General features: G+C 61.1%; 18 protein-coding genes, 1 tRNA gene and 1 pseudogene. 9 read left to right on the top strand and 11 right to left on the bottom strand.

Features of this window, described 5'->3' with window-relative positions; genetic code table 11:
- Window positions 1-285: 285 nt before the first annotated feature.
- Window positions 286-483 (bottom strand): annotated as a pseudogene (locus ACX3YD_RS27675) (glutamine cyclotransferase); the annotation flags it as partial.
- A gap of 231 nt (window positions 484-714) precedes the next feature.
- Here ACX3YD_RS27675 and ACX3YD_RS27670 point away from each other — a divergent pair.
- On the top strand, window positions 715-993 hold the full coding sequence (locus tag ACX3YD_RS27670) for a Rho-binding antiterminator (RefSeq protein ID WP_458961547.1): 279 nt from the start codon (window positions 715-717) through the stop codon (window positions 991-993).
- Window positions 994-1,077: 84 nt separating this feature from the next.
- Window positions 1,078-1,896 carry a hypothetical protein gene (locus ACX3YD_RS27665; protein WP_103404851.1) on the top strand — a complete coding sequence of 273 codons (819 nt, stop codon included), beginning with the start codon at window positions 1,078-1,080 and terminating at the stop codon, window positions 1,894-1,896.
- 86 nt (window positions 1,897-1,982) lie between these two features.
- Here ACX3YD_RS27665 and ACX3YD_RS27660 read toward each other — a convergent pair whose 3' ends face one another.
- On the bottom strand, window positions 1,983-3,083 hold the full coding sequence (locus ACX3YD_RS27660) for a polyamine ABC transporter substrate-binding protein (RefSeq protein WP_458961546.1): 1,101 nt from the start codon (window positions 3,081-3,083) through the stop codon (window positions 1,983-1,985).
- 351 nt (window positions 3,084-3,434) lie between these two features.
- Window positions 3,435-3,509, bottom strand: a tRNA-Gln gene (locus ACX3YD_RS27655).
- Window positions 3,510-3,834: 325 nt separating this feature from the next.
- On the opposite strand from ACX3YD_RS27655, the gene ACX3YD_RS27650 reads away from it, so the two are divergent.
- Both ACX3YD_RS27650 and ACX3YD_RS27645 read left to right on the top strand, forming a co-directional pair.
- Window positions 3,835-4,245 carry a (R)-mandelonitrile lyase gene (locus tag ACX3YD_RS27650; protein ID WP_458961545.1) on the top strand — a complete coding sequence of 137 codons (411 nt, stop codon included), beginning with the start codon at window positions 3,835-3,837 and terminating at the stop codon, window positions 4,243-4,245.
- A gap of 157 nt (window positions 4,246-4,402) precedes the next feature.
- Entirely contained in the window at window positions 4,403-5,461 is a 1,059-nt protein-coding gene (locus tag ACX3YD_RS27645; RefSeq protein ID WP_458961544.1) for an alpha/beta fold hydrolase, read from the top strand.
- A 432-nt stretch (window positions 5,462-5,893) separates the two neighbouring features.
- On the opposite strand, the gene ACX3YD_RS27640 is transcribed toward ACX3YD_RS27645, so the two are convergent.
- Complete coding sequence (locus ACX3YD_RS27640) at window positions 5,894-6,829, bottom strand: Ppx/GppA family phosphatase (protein ID WP_103404856.1); 936 nt, start codon at window positions 6,827-6,829, stop codon at window positions 5,894-5,896.
- A 185-nt stretch (window positions 6,830-7,014) separates the two neighbouring features.
- Here ACX3YD_RS27640 and ppk2 point away from each other — a divergent pair, with 185 nt between their 5' ends.
- Both ppk2 and ACX3YD_RS27630 read left to right on the top strand, forming a co-directional pair.
- Window positions 7,015-7,932 (top strand): polyphosphate kinase 2, encoded by a 918-nt coding sequence (gene ppk2 / locus ACX3YD_RS27635; protein WP_130210514.1) that lies wholly within the window; start codon window positions 7,015-7,017, stop codon window positions 7,930-7,932.
- A 307-nt stretch (window positions 7,933-8,239) separates the two neighbouring features.
- Window positions 8,240-9,952, top strand: a complete 1,713-nt coding sequence (locus ACX3YD_RS27630; protein ID WP_047527933.1) for an amidase — start codon at window positions 8,240-8,242, stop codon at window positions 9,950-9,952.
- A gap of 117 nt (window positions 9,953-10,069) precedes the next feature.
- Here ACX3YD_RS27630 and ACX3YD_RS27625 read toward each other — a convergent pair whose 3' ends face one another.
- The 7 genes from ACX3YD_RS27625 to ACX3YD_RS27595 form a co-directional block, all read right to left on the bottom strand.
- On the bottom strand, window positions 10,070-10,972 hold the full coding sequence (locus ACX3YD_RS27625) for a SphA family protein (RefSeq protein WP_458961543.1): 903 nt from the start codon (window positions 10,970-10,972) through the stop codon (window positions 10,070-10,072).
- A gap of 125 nt (window positions 10,973-11,097) precedes the next feature.
- Complete coding sequence (locus tag ACX3YD_RS27620) at window positions 11,098-12,159, bottom strand: 2Fe-2S iron-sulfur cluster-binding protein (protein ID WP_458961542.1); 1,062 nt, start codon at window positions 12,157-12,159, stop codon at window positions 11,098-11,100.
- Window positions 12,160-12,169: 10 nt separating this feature from the next.
- Window positions 12,170-12,529: a phenol hydroxylase subunit P4 gene (locus ACX3YD_RS27615; protein ID WP_458961541.1), complete on the bottom strand. Its 360-nt coding sequence runs from the start codon at window positions 12,527-12,529 to the stop codon at window positions 12,170-12,172.
- A 121-nt stretch (window positions 12,530-12,650) separates the two neighbouring features.
- Window positions 12,651-14,186: an aromatic/alkene/methane monooxygenase hydroxylase/oxygenase subunit alpha gene (locus ACX3YD_RS27610; RefSeq protein ID WP_103404870.1), complete on the bottom strand. Its 1,536-nt coding sequence runs from the start codon at window positions 14,184-14,186 to the stop codon at window positions 12,651-12,653.
- A 50-nt stretch (window positions 14,187-14,236) separates the two neighbouring features.
- Window positions 14,237-14,509, bottom strand: coding sequence for an MmoB/DmpM family protein (locus ACX3YD_RS27605; protein WP_103404871.1), 273 nt, complete (start codon window positions 14,507-14,509; stop codon window positions 14,237-14,239).
- Window positions 14,506-15,501 (bottom strand): aromatic/alkene monooxygenase hydroxylase subunit beta, encoded by a 996-nt coding sequence (locus ACX3YD_RS27600; RefSeq protein ID WP_458961540.1) that lies wholly within the window; start codon window positions 15,499-15,501, stop codon window positions 14,506-14,508. Before ACX3YD_RS27600 ends, ACX3YD_RS27605 begins: the two co-directional genes overlap by 4 nt.
- Entirely contained in the window at window positions 15,498-15,800 is a 303-nt protein-coding gene (locus ACX3YD_RS27595) for a phenol hydroxylase subunit (protein WP_458961539.1), read from the bottom strand. Before ACX3YD_RS27595 ends, ACX3YD_RS27600 begins: the two co-directional genes overlap by 4 nt.
- Before the next feature lie 385 nt (window positions 15,801-16,185).
- Between ACX3YD_RS27595 and ACX3YD_RS27590 the strand changes: the two genes are divergently transcribed.
- The 3 genes from ACX3YD_RS27590 to ACX3YD_RS27580 all read left to right on the top strand — a co-directional run bounded on the left by ACX3YD_RS27590 (window position 16,186) and on the right by ACX3YD_RS27580 (window position 18,886).
- The gene (locus tag ACX3YD_RS27590; protein ID WP_458961538.1) at window positions 16,186-17,865 is read left to right on the top strand and encodes a sigma 54-interacting transcriptional regulator; all 1,680 of its coding nucleotides are present in this window, start codon (window positions 16,186-16,188) and stop codon (window positions 17,863-17,865) included.
- A 66-nt stretch (window positions 17,866-17,931) separates the two neighbouring features.
- The gene (locus ACX3YD_RS27585) at window positions 17,932-18,159 is read left to right on the top strand and encodes a hypothetical protein (RefSeq protein WP_458961537.1); all 228 of its coding nucleotides are present in this window, start codon (window positions 17,932-17,934) and stop codon (window positions 18,157-18,159) included.
- Between the two features lie 64 nt (window positions 18,160-18,223).
- The gene (locus ACX3YD_RS27580) at window positions 18,224-18,886 is read left to right on the top strand and encodes a glutathione S-transferase family protein (protein ID WP_458961536.1); all 663 of its coding nucleotides are present in this window, start codon (window positions 18,224-18,226) and stop codon (window positions 18,884-18,886) included.
- The last annotated feature ends 7 nt before the right edge of the window (window positions 18,887-18,893 follow it).

The raw sequence follows: 18,893 nt of genomic DNA, 5'->3' as shown, positions 1-18,893 counted from the left end.
TAATAGTGGCCCAATGCTAATTAGCCAGTATTCAGGCGTCAATTCTCCGTTAGTCTCGAACACTCTAATCAATCACCCTCACCACAAAAACCGGACGGCTCCGGCGCTTCGGCGGGAAATCTCCTGGAACAATGTCGGAAGAAGCCCAAATGGCAGGACGCCTTTAAACACCCATTCATTCGCTGGCGCCCAGACGCTCGAGGACTATTCACCGTCCGAGGACGAGTGGGTACGAAATAGCAGACTCACACCCACAATTGCCCTGACCCGGCGCAGACTCGACCCTCATGAAGGCCGTCGCACCACCCTCACCTTCCCGCTCGTGCCACCGCCGCAGAAAAACCGCGCGCCACCATCGGACTCAAGCCCCGAGACGCCGATACCCGACGGCATCTTCAGGCTTTCGAGGACTTCGCCCGAGTGTGGATCGACGCGGCGCAGTTCACTCTCTTCGGCTTCCCAGGTGCCGTGCCACAGGTCGCCGCGAAACCGGGCACCGGCGCAGTCACCCGGAGTGAGTCTATTTCACGATCGCTCACCACAGCGCCCCTGCTCAGATACCGGGAAACCTTGAACCGGTGTCGGTTTGTCTTGCCGGGCACTCTTTAACAGGCAGGCTTTTTGGTACTTGTACCGACGATGACGCCGACCGAGACAAGACGGACGCAGCCTGTCTATGCTCAATCGAACCGCAGCGCTCTCAGGAGAACCCACATGAACAAATACCAGCCCATGAGTTGCGACCTCTATGACTATCTGGAAATCGCCTGCATGCGCGGTTATCGACTGGATATCGAGTTGAAGGACGGCGCACGCCTGGTGGCCAAGGCGCTGACCACGCGCACCTCGAGCGAGAAGGAAGAGTTCATCCTCCTCGAGACGGATGACGGTCAACAGGAGATTCGCCTGGATCAACTGCTGGCCGTCACCCCCCTCGATGCCAATGCGCAGTTCGGACGAGTGGTGTTTTCCGAAGCCGTCTGCACGTTCTAGAGTTGAATCGCTGCAAGCGACAGGCGCTGGCTTCAGGCGGCCAAAAAGGCTTGTGCCAGGCTCCCGAAAAATTGCCAACAAGGAATGAACATGTCACGAGTACAACTCACGCTGTTCTGGACCTTGGTGGCCTCGACGCATAGCGGCTTGAGCCTGGCCGACGATTCGGCAGAACTGGCCAAAAAGGCACTCAACCCGGTCGCGGCGATGTACAGCCTACCCGTGCAATACAACTGGGATCAGAAGCTTGGCCCGACGGGCGATGGCATGCACAGTGTCACCAATATTCAGCCGGTGCTGCCCTTCAGTCTGAATGATGACTGGAACCTGATCTCGCGCACAATCCTGCCCGTCATCGACCAGCATGGCCTGGCACCCAACGGCGCGGCAGACCAGTCGGGTGTCGGTGATGTGACCCAGAGTTTTTTCTTTTCGCCGAAGAAACCCACCGACAGCGGCTGGATACTGGGCGTGGGGCCTGCACTGCTGATTCCCACCGGCAGCGACAAGCTGCTGAGCAGCAAGCAATGGGGCCTCGGGCCGACAGCCGTCGCGCTCAAACAGTCGAATGGCTGGACCCGTGGCATTCTCGCCAACCATATCTGGGGCCTGGAAGACAGTCCGCCGGATAACAAGGACAAGGTCAACCAGACCTTCCTCCAGCCCTTCCTTTCTTACACCACCCACACCTACACCACGTTCGGGGTGAACACCGAATCGACCTACGACTGGCAAACCCGGCAGTGGTCGGTACCGATCAACTTGACCGTCACTCAACTGCTGAGAATCGGCGGCCAGCCACTGACGATCCAGGCCGGGCCACGTTATTGGCTCGACAGTCCGGAAGACGGGGCTCAAGGCTGGGGCTTTCGCGCGGCGGTGACCTTGCTGTTTCCGCGCTGAACACACACCACACGTCACCTGACTCGAACGCCCTACGCCGGCAGGTAAATGTGGGAGCGCGCCGGCTCGCTCCCACCGTGGCTCGGCTACTTGTCCGACTTGATGCTGGTCCAGACCCGAGTGCGCACCCGCTCAAGCTTTTGCGGCAACGGCTGCACGACATACAAGGTTTTCAGGGCTTCGGAGGTGGGTGTCAGGTTGGGGTTGCCGGTGATGTCCTTGTTGATCAGGGCAATCGAATCCTTGTTGGCATTTGGATAGCCGAGGAAGTCGCTGATCGGGGCGATGACTTTCGGGTCCAGCAAGGTGTTGAGAAACGCGTGGGCTTCCTCGACGTTCTTCGCGCTTTTAGGAATGGCGAAGGTATCGAACCAGATCGGCGCGCCCTCCTTCGGCAAGCGCCAATCGACGACCACGCCGTTGCCCGCCTCCTTGGCACGATTACCGAACTGATAGAAGCTGCCGGAGTATCCGATGGCCACGCAAATGTCGCCGTTGGCGATGTCGGTCATGTACTTGGCGGAGTTGAAGTAGGTGACGTAAGGCCGGATCTTCAACATGAGGGCCTTGGCTTTTTCGTAGTCGTCCGGGTTCTGGCTGTTCGGGTCCAGCCCCAGGTAATGCAGGGCCAGGGGCAGGATTTCCGACGGCGAGTCGAGCATCGCCACGCCGCAGGATTTGAGTTTTTTCATGTTCTCGGGCTTGAACACCAGATCCCAGCTGTCCACCGGCGCGTTCTCGCCCAACGCGGCCTTGACCTTGGCCGGGTTGAAACCAATCAGCACGGTGCCGTACATGTAGGGCACGCCGTACTGGTTGCCGGGGTCGTTCTTGTCCAACAGCTTGAGCAATGCCGGGTCCTGATGGCTCCAATTAGGCAGCTTGGACTTGTCCAGCTTCTGGAACACCCCGGCCTTGATCTGGGTTTCGATGAACTGGTTCGACGGCACCACCAGGTCGTACCCGGAGTTGCCGGTCAGCAGCTTGGCTTCCAGGGACTCGTTGGTGTCGAAGGTGTCCCAGGTGACTTTGATGCCGCTTTGCGCGGCGAAGTCCTTGGGCACGGAAGGCAGGATGTAGTCCGCCCAGTTGTACACCCTCAACTCGCGCTGTTCGGCGTGCACGGCGCTGGCCAGCAACGTCAGCCCACAAACCGTGGCGCCCAAAATGCGTTTCATAGTGTCCATGGATCAGTTCCCCAATGTCAGCTCTGGTTTTTATGTTTTGAGACGGCAGTGGCCCGCAAATAGCCAAGGGCAAGGAAGATCAAAGATTCTGGTTATGGATTCGAGGGGCGCCGGGTCGGCAGCCTGGCTCCGATTCTTGCTGACAGGCTGGACGCTTCATAGCGTGGCATTGGCCAAAAGGGGATCGTAATGGCCATTATCGGTGGCCGCAGGGAAACGAAGGATCGTCAGAGGAGGCTTTTGTCGCGGGCAAAAAAAACGCCAGACCGATTCGGACTGGCGTTTTTTCATGATCATCCTCAACCCGCGTCTTGGCTGCCGACTGAGTTGAACCTGGATGAGCAAGGAATATGGCAGGGGCGGCTGGATTCGAACCAACGCATGGCAGGATCAAAACCTGCTGCCTTACCGCTTGGCGACGCCCCTGTATCTGCAACTTAGAGGCCCGTGAGGCCCTGTGCGAGAGTGGGCGGAAATTTATCAACTTTCTTTGCAGCTGTGAAGCCCAAACAGAAAATATTTGTTTGAAAACAGCCAGTTATTATTAAACAAGGTTAAACGCAACACCCTCGACGGTGTTTTTTGCCATTCCAGACAGAATGACCGGGTGCGCACGTTGCGCTCGCGCGCAGGCAGGCGCAGATTGATACGGCTGTGCTGAATGCCCCCTTGGGTCGTCATCAAAGCGTCGACCACCCCTGCGGATGACTGAACCCGGGCGCACCTGTTCATTTATCAATAGGACCCGATCATGATCCTCAAGCGCGTAGGCTCGCAGCCCTCGATAAAAGCCCCTGAAGCCTTCTTCACCGGCACCGTGCGCATGGACCCGCTCAACGCCCCTCCGGCACCCGCCCGGGTTTCCGTCGTCAGCGTCACCTTTGAACCCGGCGCACGCAGCGCCTGGCATACCCATCCGCTGGGGCAGACCCTGATTGTCACCGCCGGCTGCGGCTGGACCCAGTGCGAAGGCGAACCGATCGTGGAAATCCGCGCCGGCGATGTCATCTGGTGCCCGCCTGACCACAAGCACTGGCACGGTGCCAGCGCCACCACCGCAATGACCCACATCGGCGTCCAGGAAGCGCTGGACGGTGTGAGTGTGGTCTGGATGGAAAAAGTCACGGACGAGGAATACAACGTCGGCCCGCCTGCGCAATGATGTATCACAGTGTATCCGGGTGACATCGCGATACATCCGCTTGCATCTGGCCTGCCCACCGACACAGGCCAGATACATCGCCGCGCTCAAATGCAGGCAAGGTTTGAAGGGGATCATCCAGAACCCCTGACCAATGGCTTGCAACGGAGACATCCCCATGACGATGGCACTGCGGAACCACGAAAACGGGAAAACCCGCCGTCACCTGGTCGGCGCGTCGCTCCTCGCCCTCAGCCTGTTCGGCACGCTCGGTACGGCCCACGCGCAATCGACCGTCGCCGCTCAGACCGAAGCCGGTGCGACTTATACGACGCCCTCTCCGTTCGGCCCGCTCAAGCATGTCACCGCCGGGCTGCTGAATGTCGCGTATGCCGAAACGGGCCCGGCCAACGGACCGGTGGTGATTCTCCTGCACGGCTGGCCATACGACATTCACAGCTATGACGAGGTCGCTCCTTTGCTGGCCGCCAAGGGCTATCGCGTGTTGATGCCCTATGCGCGGGGTTATGGCGATACGCATTTCCTCTCCGATAAAACCCTGCGCAATGGTCAACCGGCGGCGCTGGCCAGCGACGTCATCGACTTCATGGATGCGCTGAAGATCAAGCAAGCCGTGCTCGGTGGCTATGATTGGGGCGCGCGCTCGGCCGACATCGTCTCGGCGCTGTGGCCGGAACGGGTCAAGGCATTGGTGTCGGTCAGTGGTTATCTGATCGGTAACCAGGCGGCCGGCAAGAACCCGCTACCGCCCAAGGCTGAATTGCAGTGGTGGTACCAGTTTTACTTCGCCACTGATCGCGGCCGTGCCGGTTATGAGAAAAACACCCACGATTTCGCCAGGTTGATCTGGCAAACGGCTTCGCCGAAATGGGCGTTCGATGACGCCACGTTCGACCGCAGCGCCAAGGCGCTGGAAAACCCGGACCATATCGACATCACCGTGTTCAACTACCGCTGGCGCCTGGGGCTGGTAAAGGGTGAATCCCGTTACGAAGCCCTGGAACAAAAACTGGCCACCGCGCCGTCCATCGGAGTGCCGACCATCACCCTGGAAGGCGATGCCAACGGCGCGCCCCACCCTGCCCCCGAGGATTACGCCAAGCGCTTTACCGGCAAGTACGAATTTCGCCTGATCAACGGCGGCATCGGCCACAACCTGCCGCAGGAAGATCCGCAAGCGTTCGCCAAGGCCGTGATCGATGCCGATCATCTTTGATGATCGAGACCTGTAGGAGCCAGCCTGCTGGCGATGGACTCAAGTACGCCGCGTTTAACCAGACCGCACGCGTCATCGTTGACGACCATCGCTGCGATGCGGCGACCCGACAGGCCAGCCCCTACAGGAGAACGAGACCTGTAGGAGCCAGCCTGCTGGCGATGGACTCCAGGACGCCGCGTTTAACCAGACCGCACGCGTCATCGTTGACGACCATCGCTGCGATGCGGCGACCCGACAGGCCAGCCCCCACAGGAGAACGAGACTTGTAGGAGCCAGCCTGCTGGCGATGGACTCCAGGACGCCGCATTCATCCAGGCCAGACGCGTCATCGTTGACGACCATCGCTGGCAGGCCAGCTCCCACAGGAAAACGACCATCGCTGCGATGCGGCGACCCGACAGGCCAGCTCCTACAGGGGGACCGAGGGGATCAGTGTTTCGACATCAGCCCATGCAGCACACCCAACCTCAACCCTGGCTCGGACGGCGTCATGTGTGAGACGCCAAACACCTTGAACGCCGCCAACATGACCACCAGACCACCCGGCAGGATGCTCAAGCGATGAGCCTGTAAACCTGCCAGCTTGAGCTGCTTGACATGCCCGACTTCCAGCAGGCGCAACGACAGGCGCAAGAGACCGCCATAGGTCACGCCGCTTTGACCGTCGTCGTTCAGCCCGTTGGCCTTGAGCACCTTGGCCAGCATCCGTGCCGTGCCTGAAGAGCCGATGACCTGCTGCCAACCCTTGGCACGGTAACGGCGCGCCACCCTTTCAAATTGCAGGGTGGCGACACGCTCGGCTTCCAGCAACGCCCGTGCGCTGATCGCGCCTCCCGGAAAGTAACGCGCGCCCACGGTGCCGCTGCCAACGGCAACGCTCTCGGTGAGTAATGGCTGTGCGCCCTGGCCCAGGATCAGTTCGGTCGAACCGCCGCCGATATCCACCACCAGGCGCATGCGCTGGGTATCAGGAAGGGTATGGGCAACGCCGGCGTACACCAGTTGGGCCTCTTCGTGCCCGGAAATGACATCAATGCGAAACCCGAGGTGCCGCTCTGCGCTGGCCAGAAACAAGGGGGCGTTATCGGCTTGGCGAACCGCGCTGGTCGCCACCGCCCGCACTCGCCCGGCCTCGAAGCCACGCAGTTTTTTGCCGAAGCGCGCGAGCGCCTGCCAGCCTCGGTCCAGCGCCAGTTCGTCCAGCGCGCCGCCCTGGAAACCCTCGGCCAAACGAACAGGCTCGCGCAGGGTTTTCACTTCCTGGATCATCAATTGCTGATTGCGCTTGACCGACTGGCCGATCATCAGGCGAAACGCATTGGAGCCCAGATCAATAGCGGCAAAGAGTGAGGCATCGCCTTTCATGGTGGGGGTTCCCTGGCAAATTCGACAGCCCGCGGGCCGCTCAACGCGGAGTGCGAAGATGTTGCCATGGGCTCGGTGACAGTCAGATGACACCGGGATCATTTTCTGCTGAATCCCATCGTCACCAGGTCGTCACATCCCCAGGGCTAGCATCGGCACTTCCACCTTCGTCGGGAGTTCCCATCATGCTTTTGACCAACGACACCTTGATGCAACGCATTCATCGCGAACTGCTCGATCACAGTGACGAAGAACTGGAACTGGAACTGATGGAGGACGGACACGACCTTAATGCGCTGTTTGACGATCACCTCAGCGACACCCCCGAAAAGCAAGAGCGGCGACGCTATTTCAGCGAGCTGTTCCGCCTGCAGGGCGAACTGGTGAAGTTGCAGAGCTGGGTCGTGAAAACCGGCCACAAGGTGGTGATCCTGTTCGAAGGCCGCGACGCCGCCGGCAAAGGGGGCGTGATCAAGCGCATTACCCAGCGACTCAATCCTCGCGTGTGCCGGGTGGCCGCCCTGCCCGCCCCCAACGACCGCGAACGCACCCAGTGGTACTTTCAGCGTTACGTCTCACACCTGCCGGCCGCGGGTGAAATCGTCCTGTTCGACCGCAGCTGGTACAACCGCGCCGGGGTAGAACAGGTCATGGGCTTTTGCAACGCCGACCAGTACGAAGAGTTCTTCCGCACCGTGCCGGAGTTCGAACGCATGCTCGCCCGCTCCGGGATCCAGCTGATCAAATACTGGTTCTCGATCTCCGATCAGGAACAGCACCTGCGCTTTCTCAGCCGCATTCACGACCCGCTCAAGCAATGGAAACTCAGCCCCATGGACCTGGAGTCCCGCCGGCGCTGGGAGGCCTACACCAAGGCCAAGGAAATCATGCTCGAACGCACCCACATCGCCGAAGCGCCCTGGTGGGTGGTGCAAGCCGACGACAAGAAAAAGGCCCGACTCAACTGCATCCACCACCTGCTCGGGCAAATGCCCTATGAAGAAGTGGAAATGCCGGCCATCGAACTGCCTGAACGCGTGCGCCAGGAAGACTACTCGCGCAATCCCACGCCGCCGGAAATCATTGTGCCGCAGGTGTACTAGGCGCTGCTCCACCCACGCTCGACCCCATAACGCGTGTTGTTTTTTCTGCTGCCTCCCAAGGCAGCTTTATTTTGCCTGATACCTGGTCATTCCCAGACGTTGCCGAGTCCGGAGCGATAGCGATTGCCCTCCTCCCGACTTGGTGCAAAATACAGCGCTCAGCCCTAAAAACAGCCCGCGTCGCGGAACGCCGTGCAACGAGAACCGATATGAACACCCATTTTCAGAAAAGCGATGTCGCTGTTTCCAGGACCTTGTGCGATGGCCGCCATCACCGTGTCGCCCATCAGCAAGCGGCGGTGGCGGTATGATCGAGGTCACTGAAGTTTCCATCGCCCAACTGCGCGCTGCGCTGGAGTCCGGCCAGACCACGGCGGTTGAGCTGGTCCAGGCCTATCTCGCCCGGATCGATGCGTACGACGGCACCGACACGCCCACCGCCCTCAATGCGGTCGTGGTGCGCAACCCCGAAGCACTCGCTGAAGCGCAGGCCTCCGATGCCCGTCGGGCCAAGGGCCAGACGCTGGGTCCGCTTGATGGCATTCCCTATACGGCCAAGGACAGTTACCTGGTCAAGGGACTCACGGCGGCTTCGGGCAGCCCGGCCTTCAAGGACCTGATTGCCTATCGCGACGCGTTCACCATCGAGCGCCTGCGCGGTGCCGGGGCGATCTGCCTGGGCAAGACCAACATGCCTCCGATGGCCAATGGCGGCATGCAGCGGGGCGTCTATGGCCGTGCCGAGAGCCCGTACAACGCCAACTACCTCACCGCGCCTTTCGCCTCGGGTTCGTCGAACGGCGCCGGCACGGCCACCGCTGCCAGCTTCGCCGCCTTCGGCCTGGCCGAAGAAACCTGGTCGAGTGGCCGTGGGCCGGCGTCGAACAACGGTTTGTGCGCCTATACGCCTTCACGCGGGGTGATTTCGGTGCGCGGCAACTGGCCGTTGACGCCGACCATGGACGTGGTCGTGCCGTTCGCCAGAACCATGGCCGACCTGCTTGAGGTCCTCGACGTGGTGGTGGCGCAAGATCCCGACACCCGTGGCGACCTGTGGCGCCTGCAACCCTGGGTGCCGATTCCGAGCGTTGCCTCGGTGCGTCCGGCTTCCTATCAGGAACTTGCCGTAAAGTCCGACTCACTGGCAGGCAAGCGTTTCGGCGTTCCGCGCATGTACATCAACGCCGATGCCGAAGCCGGCACCAGCGATGCACCGGGTATCGGCGGGCCGACCGGGCAACGCATCATCACCCGTGATTCGGTCATCGGGCTGTGGCAGCAAGCGCGCGAGGCCCTGGAAGCTGCTGGCGCCGAAGTACTCGAAGTCGACTTCCCGCTGGTTTCCAATTGCGAAGGTGATCGTCCCGGTGCGCCGACCGTGTTCAACCGCGGCATTGTCTCCAAAGAGTTCCTGCATCACGAATTGTGGGACCTGACGGCCTGGGCCTTCGATGATTTCCTGCAGGCCAACGGCGATCCGAAACTCAACCGTCTGGTCGACGTCGACGGGCCGCTGATTTTCCCGCACGACCCGGGCACGCTGCCCAACCGTGAGGGCGACCTGGCCGCCGGCATGGACGAATACGTGAAGATGGCAGAACGCGGCATTACGCCGTGGGACCAGATCAGCACGGTGCCTGACGGCCTGCGTGGTCTTGAACAGACCCGGCGCATCGACCTGGAAGAATGGATGGATCGCCTGGGGCTCGACGCGGTGCTGTTCCCGACCGTCGCCGACGTGGCGCCGGCCAATGCCGATGTCGACCCGCAGTCAGCGGATATCGCCTGGAGCAACGGCGTTTGGGTGGCCAACGGCAATCTCGCCATCCGCCACCTGGGCGTGCCGACGGTTACCGTCCCAATGGGTGTGATGCCCGACATCGGCATGCCCGTCGGCCTGACCTTCGCCGGTCGTGCCTATGACGATTCGGCGCTGCTGCGTTTTGCTTCGGCGTTCGAATCGACCGGGTCCAAGCGCCTGATCCCGCCGCGCACCCCGCCGCTGTCTGGCGGCCGATAAAGGGTGTGGGAGAGCTTGCTCGCGAATACAGGGTGTCAGACGACTTAAATTGCGTCTGATACACCGCTTCGCGGGCAAGCCCGCTCCCACAGGATTATGCGTTGATCACAGACCGTGTCAGAACGGCACGGTCAGTTTCATCCAGTACGCATTGCCCTGCGCCCGGTTGCGCACTTCGGTTTCCTGCTCCCACTTCCCGGTGACGAACCAGCCCTCCTTGCTGGTGTATTTGATCGACGGCCCGATGGCCAGCGCCCGGCCCTTGTTGTCTTCGATCGTCTCGCCGTTCTGGCGGTCATCGGTGGTCTGTCGGTAATAGTAGCCACCCACGCCCAGCACCCAACCATTACCCAGCCCCCAGCCGACGGCATAGTCGACGTGAAACTCCTGCCCCGAACGGTAGTCGGTGGCCGGGTTCTCGCGGTTGAAGTCGTACATCACCTTGGCATCGAGGTTGAGCCCGTTCGGGTCGACGTAGGACAGGGCATAGACCGGTTCGATCACCCAGTAGTTACGCCCGATGTTGGCCAGGTCGCCTTTGTCATAACGACCGGTGGGGGCGATCATGTCCAGGGCGAGGATGCTGTGGAATTTCTCGCTGTGGTGAAAGCCCAGTGCCGGTCCGAAGATCACATCCCCAAGACCCTGTTTGCTTTGCGACTGACCGTTGAGATCGACCTTGAGGTCCACCAGCGGGACGATCGCGTGCAGCGCCACGCTGGCGCCAAACAGGGTGTAATCGCTGACCCAGATCAGCCGTGGGGTGATGGCGTTGGCGCGCACGCGAAAATCCACCGGGAGTTTCTTGCCGTCGTTGCCGCGCAGGTTGTCGGCTTCATAGTGATTGACGAACAGTTGCCCGTAGAAGCCCGGTGGGGGCATCGCCCCGGACATGTAGTTTTCCGCGCCCAAGGGGTAGGACGTTCCTCCGCCTTCGGTGGCGTGCACCGGGGCAGCGAGCGCCGCGCTGACGCTGGCCAGGGTGGAGATCACGAGTAGCTTGTTTGTTCTGCGAGTCATTCGTTTCAACCTTTATTGTTGTTATTGGTCAGGCACGCCCTGCCCGCTCGCGGGGTGTCGAGAAGGCAGGTTCCATTACTGGTTGGAGCGAGCAGGCTCGCTCCCACAGTGGGTCAAGGGCTGTGTCAGATGCGTTTGAACAAAGCCGAACGCTGGGTTTGCTCACTGCCGTCGGCGGCGCTGTAGAAGCGCTCCATGAAGATGTCGCGCTCGAACAACCGCCCCTGCATCAGGCAGGTAATGGCCGAATCGATCATCACCGGCGGCCCGCACAGGTAAGCCTTGCGGTTGTTGAAGCGACCGTCGAAATGCTGCTTCGCGGCGTCATGCACGTAGCCCTTGAACCCCGTCCAGTCGGAATCCTCGTCCGCCTGGCTGAGCGCCGGCACATAGGTGAAGTTGGCGTACTCCCGGGCCAGCGCCTCGAACAGTTCGCGGTTGTAGAGTTCGGCACGGTTGCGCGCGCCCTGAAACAGCACGATCTGGCGGCTGTCGCCGGCTTCCAGCAGGTCGAGAATCATCGACTGCGGGCTCGATAAACCGGAGCCGCCGGCGATGAAGATCAGGTCGCCACTTTGCGAGGTGCGCACAAAAAACTGGCCGTACGGCCCGGACAGATCCACCGTATCGCCGACCTTCAAGTCGTCGTGAATCTTGCCCGTGGCCAGGCCGCCGTCGACCCGCCGTATATGGAGTTCAACTTCATCGGCACGGCTCGGTGGATTGGCCAGGGAAAAAGCCCGCGTGCCTTCGATGCCGGGCAATTGCAGGTTGATGTACTGCCCCGCCTGAAAGGCCATGGGCCGGTCAAGCTTGAGGTGCACGCCCTTGATGGTCGGTGACAGGTCCACCAGCGCACTGACCACCGCGCGATAGTCCTCGACCGGATGCCCGAGGAAATCCGGGTCGGCATCGATATCGGCCTCGATCACCATGTCGCTCTGCGGAATGGCACAGCACGCCAACACCTTGCCCTCATCGCGCTCCATGTCCATCAGCGCAAAGGACGAGGCTGCGCCCAGGTCCGCTTCGCCTTCGAGCACCTGGACCTTGCAGGTGGCGCAGGTGCCATGACCGCAGGCAAACGGCAGCCAGACGCCCTGGCGCAGGGCGGCCTGCAGGATGGTCTGGCCCTCTTCCACTTCGATCTGCTCGCCAGTGGGTTCGATGGTTACTTGGTAGCTCATCTCCGTGTCCTCAGTTAAAGGTGCCGGCAAGGCCGTTCAAGCCAGGGGTGTCGAGGTGCAGCAGGCTCTTGTGATCGATGCCGTTGGCGATCAGGCTCGCCCCAAGGTCAGGGGTGAACGGCTGATCGTTGAGGCGCCACAGGGCCTGGGCGAAATCGACCCGAGGCGCATCCGGGTGCCGGGCAATCGAAGGCTTGACCACCTGCTCGATGAAATCGCTGAACGGCATGTCAGGCGGCAACGGAAAGGTAAACGGGGCGCAGAACATCAGGTGTCTTTCCCAGCACAGGTACACCAGCTGCAGGCCATGGAAATTTTCCTGGCGGTCCAGGGGTTGGGCGTCATAGGCGCCGATGGCAGTCACAGGCATGATCGTTTCCTTCTTATTGTCAGTTATCTGTAGGAGCCGGCTTGCCGGCGAAGCGATCTGACGGCCACCGACACAGGTGGATGTTCAACCGCCATCGCGAGCAGGCTCGCTCCCACAAGGGTTAGGGTTTCGAGGTGGCCGGCGCGCTGTTGCGATCGTTCGGGTGCCAGTCCTGCCAGCGCCGATGCTCGGTGGAGCCCAGGTATTCGAAGTTGTCCTGGCCGGGATTGATGTTGTAGTAATCGCGCACCACCGACTCGACGTCCGCACCACCGCAGTTGCCCTGCAGAATCTGATGCACCGGCAACCAGGCCTGGATGTACTTGGTCGGCTCGTATTCGAAGATGTCGCAGCAACCCTGGGAGCAGAAGTGATAGCGCTCGCCCTCGTGCTCGGCGCTGCGATGGCTGAGGGTGGTCTGGTCATCCGGCTCGCCGAACGACAGCGGGATCTGGCAGATCTGGCAGAGCATCGGCAAGGTCGGGTTGTAGAAGCGCTCGCCCTTTTCCTGCAGCGCGCGCCAGTGCTCAAAGCGTGGGCGGTAGATCTTGTCGAAGGTGTCCGGGTACTTTTCCGAGAGCCAGTCCAGTTCCTCGTCGGTGGGCATCCAGGTGTGGAAGTTGGTTGCCTGGCTGTACTGGTAGAAGATCGACCAGGCCTGATGGCTGACGTGATCCTTGGCGATGTTGGCTTCTTCGACGTGCTTGGGTGGACGGATGCCATAGCGCTCCAGGTCCTTGAACAATGCACCGCCGGCCTCTTCGAAATACACGCCCCAGGCTTCGGACCAGGACATGACTTTGTTCGGCAGCATGTAGTCCATCATCATCCCCACCAGCGTCAGCAGGCGGTAGCCGCGCCAGAACCACTTGTCGATCCAGCGCTGGATGATCGGCACGTTGTCTTCGTGTTGTTCGAGCAGGAACTTGATCACCTCAAGACCGAGGGTCATGTGCCGCGCCTCGTCGGACTGCGCGGAGAAACCGAAGGTCACCGTGGCCATGTCGCCATTGAACGCCGCGCCGGACATGAACGGCACGAACAGCAGGTTGGTCAGCACGTACTCGAACGAAAACGAAATCGCCGTCAGGAACTCGAACGGACCGGCCGTGCGCGCATCTTCGAAGAACGACTTGGGCACCGAGAGGAACCACACGCGGTCGTGCATGTGAGCGAAGTCATGCAGGCCGTTGAAGTGCTTGTTGTAGTGGCTCATGGCGTGGATCTGCGTCTGCACGTGGCGCAGTTCGTCGATGGCCTGCATCTGGCAGGCGATCCGCGCACCGGCGCCGCTGAACTGCCGGCCGACCCGGGCGAAACCTTGATAGGCCTGGTATTCCAGCGGCGTAACACCGGACAGGAACAGCTTCAGCGCGTTGACGTAACGGGCGTCCGACAGCGTGGTATGGCCGTTGTTTTGCGAGAAGGCGTCGAAGATCGCGTAGAGTTTTTTCTCTTTCTCGGCCTGGTACTTCCAGTAGGTGTCCATGGTCAGGCGGAACGGGTCTTCCCACTTGTCCCAGTCGGTGATCTTGATCCCTTCGAAACGCTCATGGGGGTAGATGTCCTCGTGGGTCTGGTAGCTCGGCTCCCAGTCCAGGTCACGGGTCATGCAGCGGTATTTTTCTTTGGCATTAAGGCGTTTTTTCACGGCCATGATGGCACTCCCGAATTCTTGTGATGGATCAAACGGCTGTCGGCGATGGATCAGTTGTTCCAGTACAGGGAAAAACTGTCGTCCTCTTCCACGACGTTGCCGCCCAGGGTGATCACGTACATCAGCATTTCCTGAATGTCCCAGACGCTGCCGGTCAGCGCCTCGACCGTCTCGCGGCGGATATCCAGCCGGCCCTGGGCTTCAATGCGGATCATCGAAGGCTGGTGCTGGATCTCGGCATGGGGGTTGTCCTGGACGATGGCGTCGACGATCGAGCGCGCGTAGTCGGTGTCCTGCAGGTTCATGTAAACGAGGGAAGTCATGCTTGGGCTCCTGTCAGGCCGAGTTTTTTCAAGCGCGAGTCGAATTCGCTGCACACCGCATCCAGCGCCGATGGATCGAGACCCAGGGCCGCCAGCGCTTGCAGCGCCTCGACCGAGCGATGGCTCCAGTGATCGACCCAGCCTTGCACCAGCGTCTTGTTGGCGGCGCTTTCGTTGACCACGGTCTTGAGCAAGGCATCGACCCAACGCTGGCTCTCGGCAAACCACAGGCGCATGAATTCGGTCAGCATGCCTACCTGGCCGGCGCCGTTGGCCGTCAGCTGTTCGTCGAGTTTGTGGAACAGCAGCGGGTACACCAGGCCGTCGCTGACCAGGTTTTGCGCCACGGTCAATTCGAACCAGTCGCGCACCACCAGGGTGTCCTCGACGTAGCGGCGCATGCCCTGCCATGCCGGGTCTTTGAGCCACTGTTGCTTGGCCTGGGCCAGCAGCAGGACATCGCCGTCGTCGAGCATCAGGCCGATGCGCGACAGGTATTGGGCGATGCCCAGGCGGTCCATGGCCTGGAACATGTGCATCTGGGTCACGCTGGTGCCAAAGCCATCGGCGGCGATGTTGCTGTTGTTCATGTTGGCGCCCATCTCGGCGTGGCGCAGCGGCAACAACAGCGTGCTGATCAACTGGACATTGGCGCCGGACAGACCGGCGAGCATGTCGCGCTTCTCGCAGAACGCGTAATCGTGCTCGGCGTTTTCCTGCATCTTGGCCCGGGCCTGGACATAGGCGCCGTAGTAGTACTGGCGCGGGTCGCTGACGGCGTACCAGTCGGCCATGACCACCGCCGTGCGGGTGGCGTCGTTGAGCAACTTGTCTGGCTGCCACAGCGGCCGGTAATGGAAATTGGTCGCCGACTCCAGGTCGAAACTGGCTTCCTGATAACGGCTGGCCACCTTGTCGCCAAAGCGGCGACGGGTGTGGCTGAAGGTGTTGCGGATCGTCTCGACGGTCGTCGTCTTGATCTCGACACTCATGGAGTGGACTCCTGTGGTTTTTGTTGTGTTGGGGGGGCGGCGACCTGATCAGCGTCGCGGGTTTCGCCGTAGCGCCACTTCTGCGCATCGGCGTCGAGGGCCTCGGACATCTGGGCGTCCATGTGCTGCACGCGGTTGTTTTCGCAAAACTGCTGGAACGCCTGATGCGGCATTACCAACTCGACAAACAGGTCGGGATAGCCGATGGCGAAATCGAATTCGACGAAGGTAGCGTCAGGCTCGCTGCGTACACGGATGTAGCGCGGCATCTGATCGAAAGTGCTGCCAGGTTGGCTCATGCTCGGGTACTCCCTTGTTATGGTCGGGGGTACGGAGCAACAAGGGTGCCAGCGACGAAAAATCGTTCGAAATCGATTTTTTATTTGTTTAAAAACAAACAGTTAAACGCGCGCACCGACCACCAGGCAGGGTTCAAGAGCGGCTGCCGGACAAGACCTCGGCAGCGGCAAATTGATCATTTGATCAATCGCCCCCGGCCCCTTCGAGCAAATGAGCGATCATCCGGCGATTGACTTTTGGTCCGCTTTCAGGCCGCTTAGAAAAAGAAAAAGCGACCTTGCCTTGCCTGAAAAACCGAGGTCGCTACGATGCCTGGAACAATCCGCCAAAAGCCTGAGCGGACCGCATCGCCACCCCAATAACTACAAATCAGGGGCGCACTGAATGATCACCACGTACAAGGCTACCCAGCACCCGCCGTCGCTCAAGGACCTGAGCGACCAGGTTCGCTTTCTCGGCAGCGAAGGGAAAATCTGGCTGGATGAACAACGCATGTTGTTGATCCAGGTTTCGATGATGGCATCGTGCAGACGCGAGTTGATCGAGATGCTCGGCGTCGAGCGCGCCAAGGGATTTTTCCTGCGCCTGGGCTATCAGTCCGGGCTCAAGGATGCGGAGCTGGCGCGCAAGTTGCGGCCCCAGGGCAGTGATGTGGACATGTTCTTCACCGGCCCCCAACTGCACTCGCTCAAGGGCATGGTCAACGTGCGCCCGCAGACCATCGACATCGATCTGGAGAACGGCCAGTTCTACGCCGATATCGAATGGCAGGACTCCTTTGAAGTGGAAAACTGCCGGACCGAGAACCTCCACTCCGATCAGCCGGTGTGCTGGATGCTGCTCGGTTATGCCATCAGCTACAGCTCCTTCTTCCTCGGCCGGCAAATCATCTACAAGGAGGTCAGTTGCCGCGGTTGCGGCGACGCGCATTGCCGGATCATCGGCAAGCCCGCCGAGCAGTGGGACGACGCCGAAGAGATCATGCGTTACTTCCAGAGCGACCCGATCATCGATGAATTGCAAGCGCTGCAGGTGCAAGTGGCCAACATGCGCCAGCGCTTGCAGATTGAAGCCGGCAAGTTCTACGGCATCGGCCAGTCGGCGGTGTACCGCAGGACCTGCGCACTGATCGACAAGGTGGCCCTGGGCAAGGCCTCGGTGTTGCTGTTGGGCGAGACCGGCGTGGGCAAGGAAGTGATCGCCCGCAGCCTGCACTTGCGCAGCGAACGGGCCGGCGGGCCCTTTGTCGCGCTGAACTGCGCCGCCATCCCGCCCGACCTGATCGAAGCCGAACTGTTCGGCGTGGAAAAAGGCGCCTACACCGGTGCCCAGCAATCGCGCATGGGGCGTTTCGAGCGGGCCAATGGCGGCTCGCTGTTCCTCGATGAAATCGTCGAATTGACCCCGCGCGCGCAAGCCTCGCTGCTGCGGGTCTTGCAGGAAGAGGAGCTGGAACGGGTCGGTGATTCGCAGACCCGCAAGGTCGACGTGCGGGTCATCACCGCGACCCACGAAGACCTGGAAAACGCGGTCAAGCAAGGGCGTTTCCGGGCGGACCTGTTCTACCGTCTGAACGTGTTCCCGGTGCGCATTCCGGCCTTGCGCGAACGCCGCGAAGACATCCCGCTGCTGATCGAACACTTCCTGGAAAAACTCCACGCCAGCTACAAAAAAAAAACCCTGGGCCTGTCGGACCGGGCGCTGCAGGTGTGCCTGCACTACGACTGGCCCGGCAATATCCGCGAGCTGGAAAACCTGATGGAGCGCGGCGTGATCATCACCGATGAGAACCAGAGCATCACCGTCGACGCCCTCTTCCCGCATTCACCGCAACTGGCCGAAAGCATTGGCCTGGCCAGCGATGGACGCCTGGTCAAATCGGCGCTTGCCAGCGACCAGGACTGGATCGACACCATCATCGACAGCGGTATCGGCCTGGACGGCGTGGAGGATGCGTTGATTCAGGCAGCCATGGAACGCAGCCAGCACAACGTCTCGGAGGCGGCCCGCCTGCTGGGCCTGACCCGGCCCGCGCTGGCGTACCGCCTGAAAAAGTCCCCCTAGACTTACAACAGCGACCGCGTGTCGTTGACGAAGAAGCGGCTCTGATCAACGTCGAGGCCGCCTTCGGTGTTCGACTGGCCATTGCGCAGCGAGAAACCGACGTTCCTGAACGTGTCCGCTGCCCTGGGGGTGTTCCCGGTGATTTCTTATCGTTATTCGGTTTTTTCGCCGCCAACTTCCGCACGCACGAGGGCGCGCCCGATGAATGGCCATGGGTATCAAGGTTGGGAAGTGACGGATGGCGGTGTTGGCGGCTGGCGCTCGGCGAAACGCTTAAAACATTTCGAGGCGTGACAGAGGCGTGTTGCCGGACCCTGGCCAATACTGCAAGGGTCGCCCTGCAAGCCGGAGCTGAAAGATGCCGCTGACTCTTTACTACCATCCGCTGTCGTCGTACTGCCACAAAGTGCTGGTCGCGCTCTACGAACAGGCCATCGAATTCGAAAAGAAAATCATCGACCTCACCAGCGAGGCGGACCGCTCAGTGCTCCAGGCGCTCTGGCCGCCGTGCAAGTTCCCGGTCATCCGCGATCACGCGCGCCAGCGCAACCTGGCGGAGTCGAGTGTCATCATCGAGTACCTGGACCACTTCCATGCTGGCCGGCACCCGCTGATTCCCGCTGATTGGGACACCGCGCTGGAAGTGCGCCTGTGGGACCGCTTCTTCGACCTTCATGTGCAGACCCCGATGCAACAGATCGTTGCCGATCGCCTGCGTGGGACCCATGGCGACCTGACCCGCGAGCGCGCCGCGCTGATGACCGCCTATGGCATGCTCGAGCGCCAGTTGGCCGGTCGCACCTGGGTGGCCAGCCCGGACTTCAGCCTGGCCGACTGCGCCGCCTGCCCGGCCCTTTTCTATGCCAGCACCTTGCTGCCGTTTCCCGCGGACTGCCGGCACTTGCAGGGGTATTTCGAACGGTTGACCCAGCGGCCGTCGCTCCAGCGGGTCATCGACGAAGCCCGGCCTTACTTTTCGCTCTATCCGTTTGCCGAGGCCATTGCGCAGCGGTTTCGCTAGCCGCTGC

This window comes from Pseudomonas fluorescens group sp. PF-1, from assembly GCF_054481335.1.
Note: the sequence above shows the minus strand (reverse complement) of the source record. Positions and strands in the feature narration are given on the sequence as shown.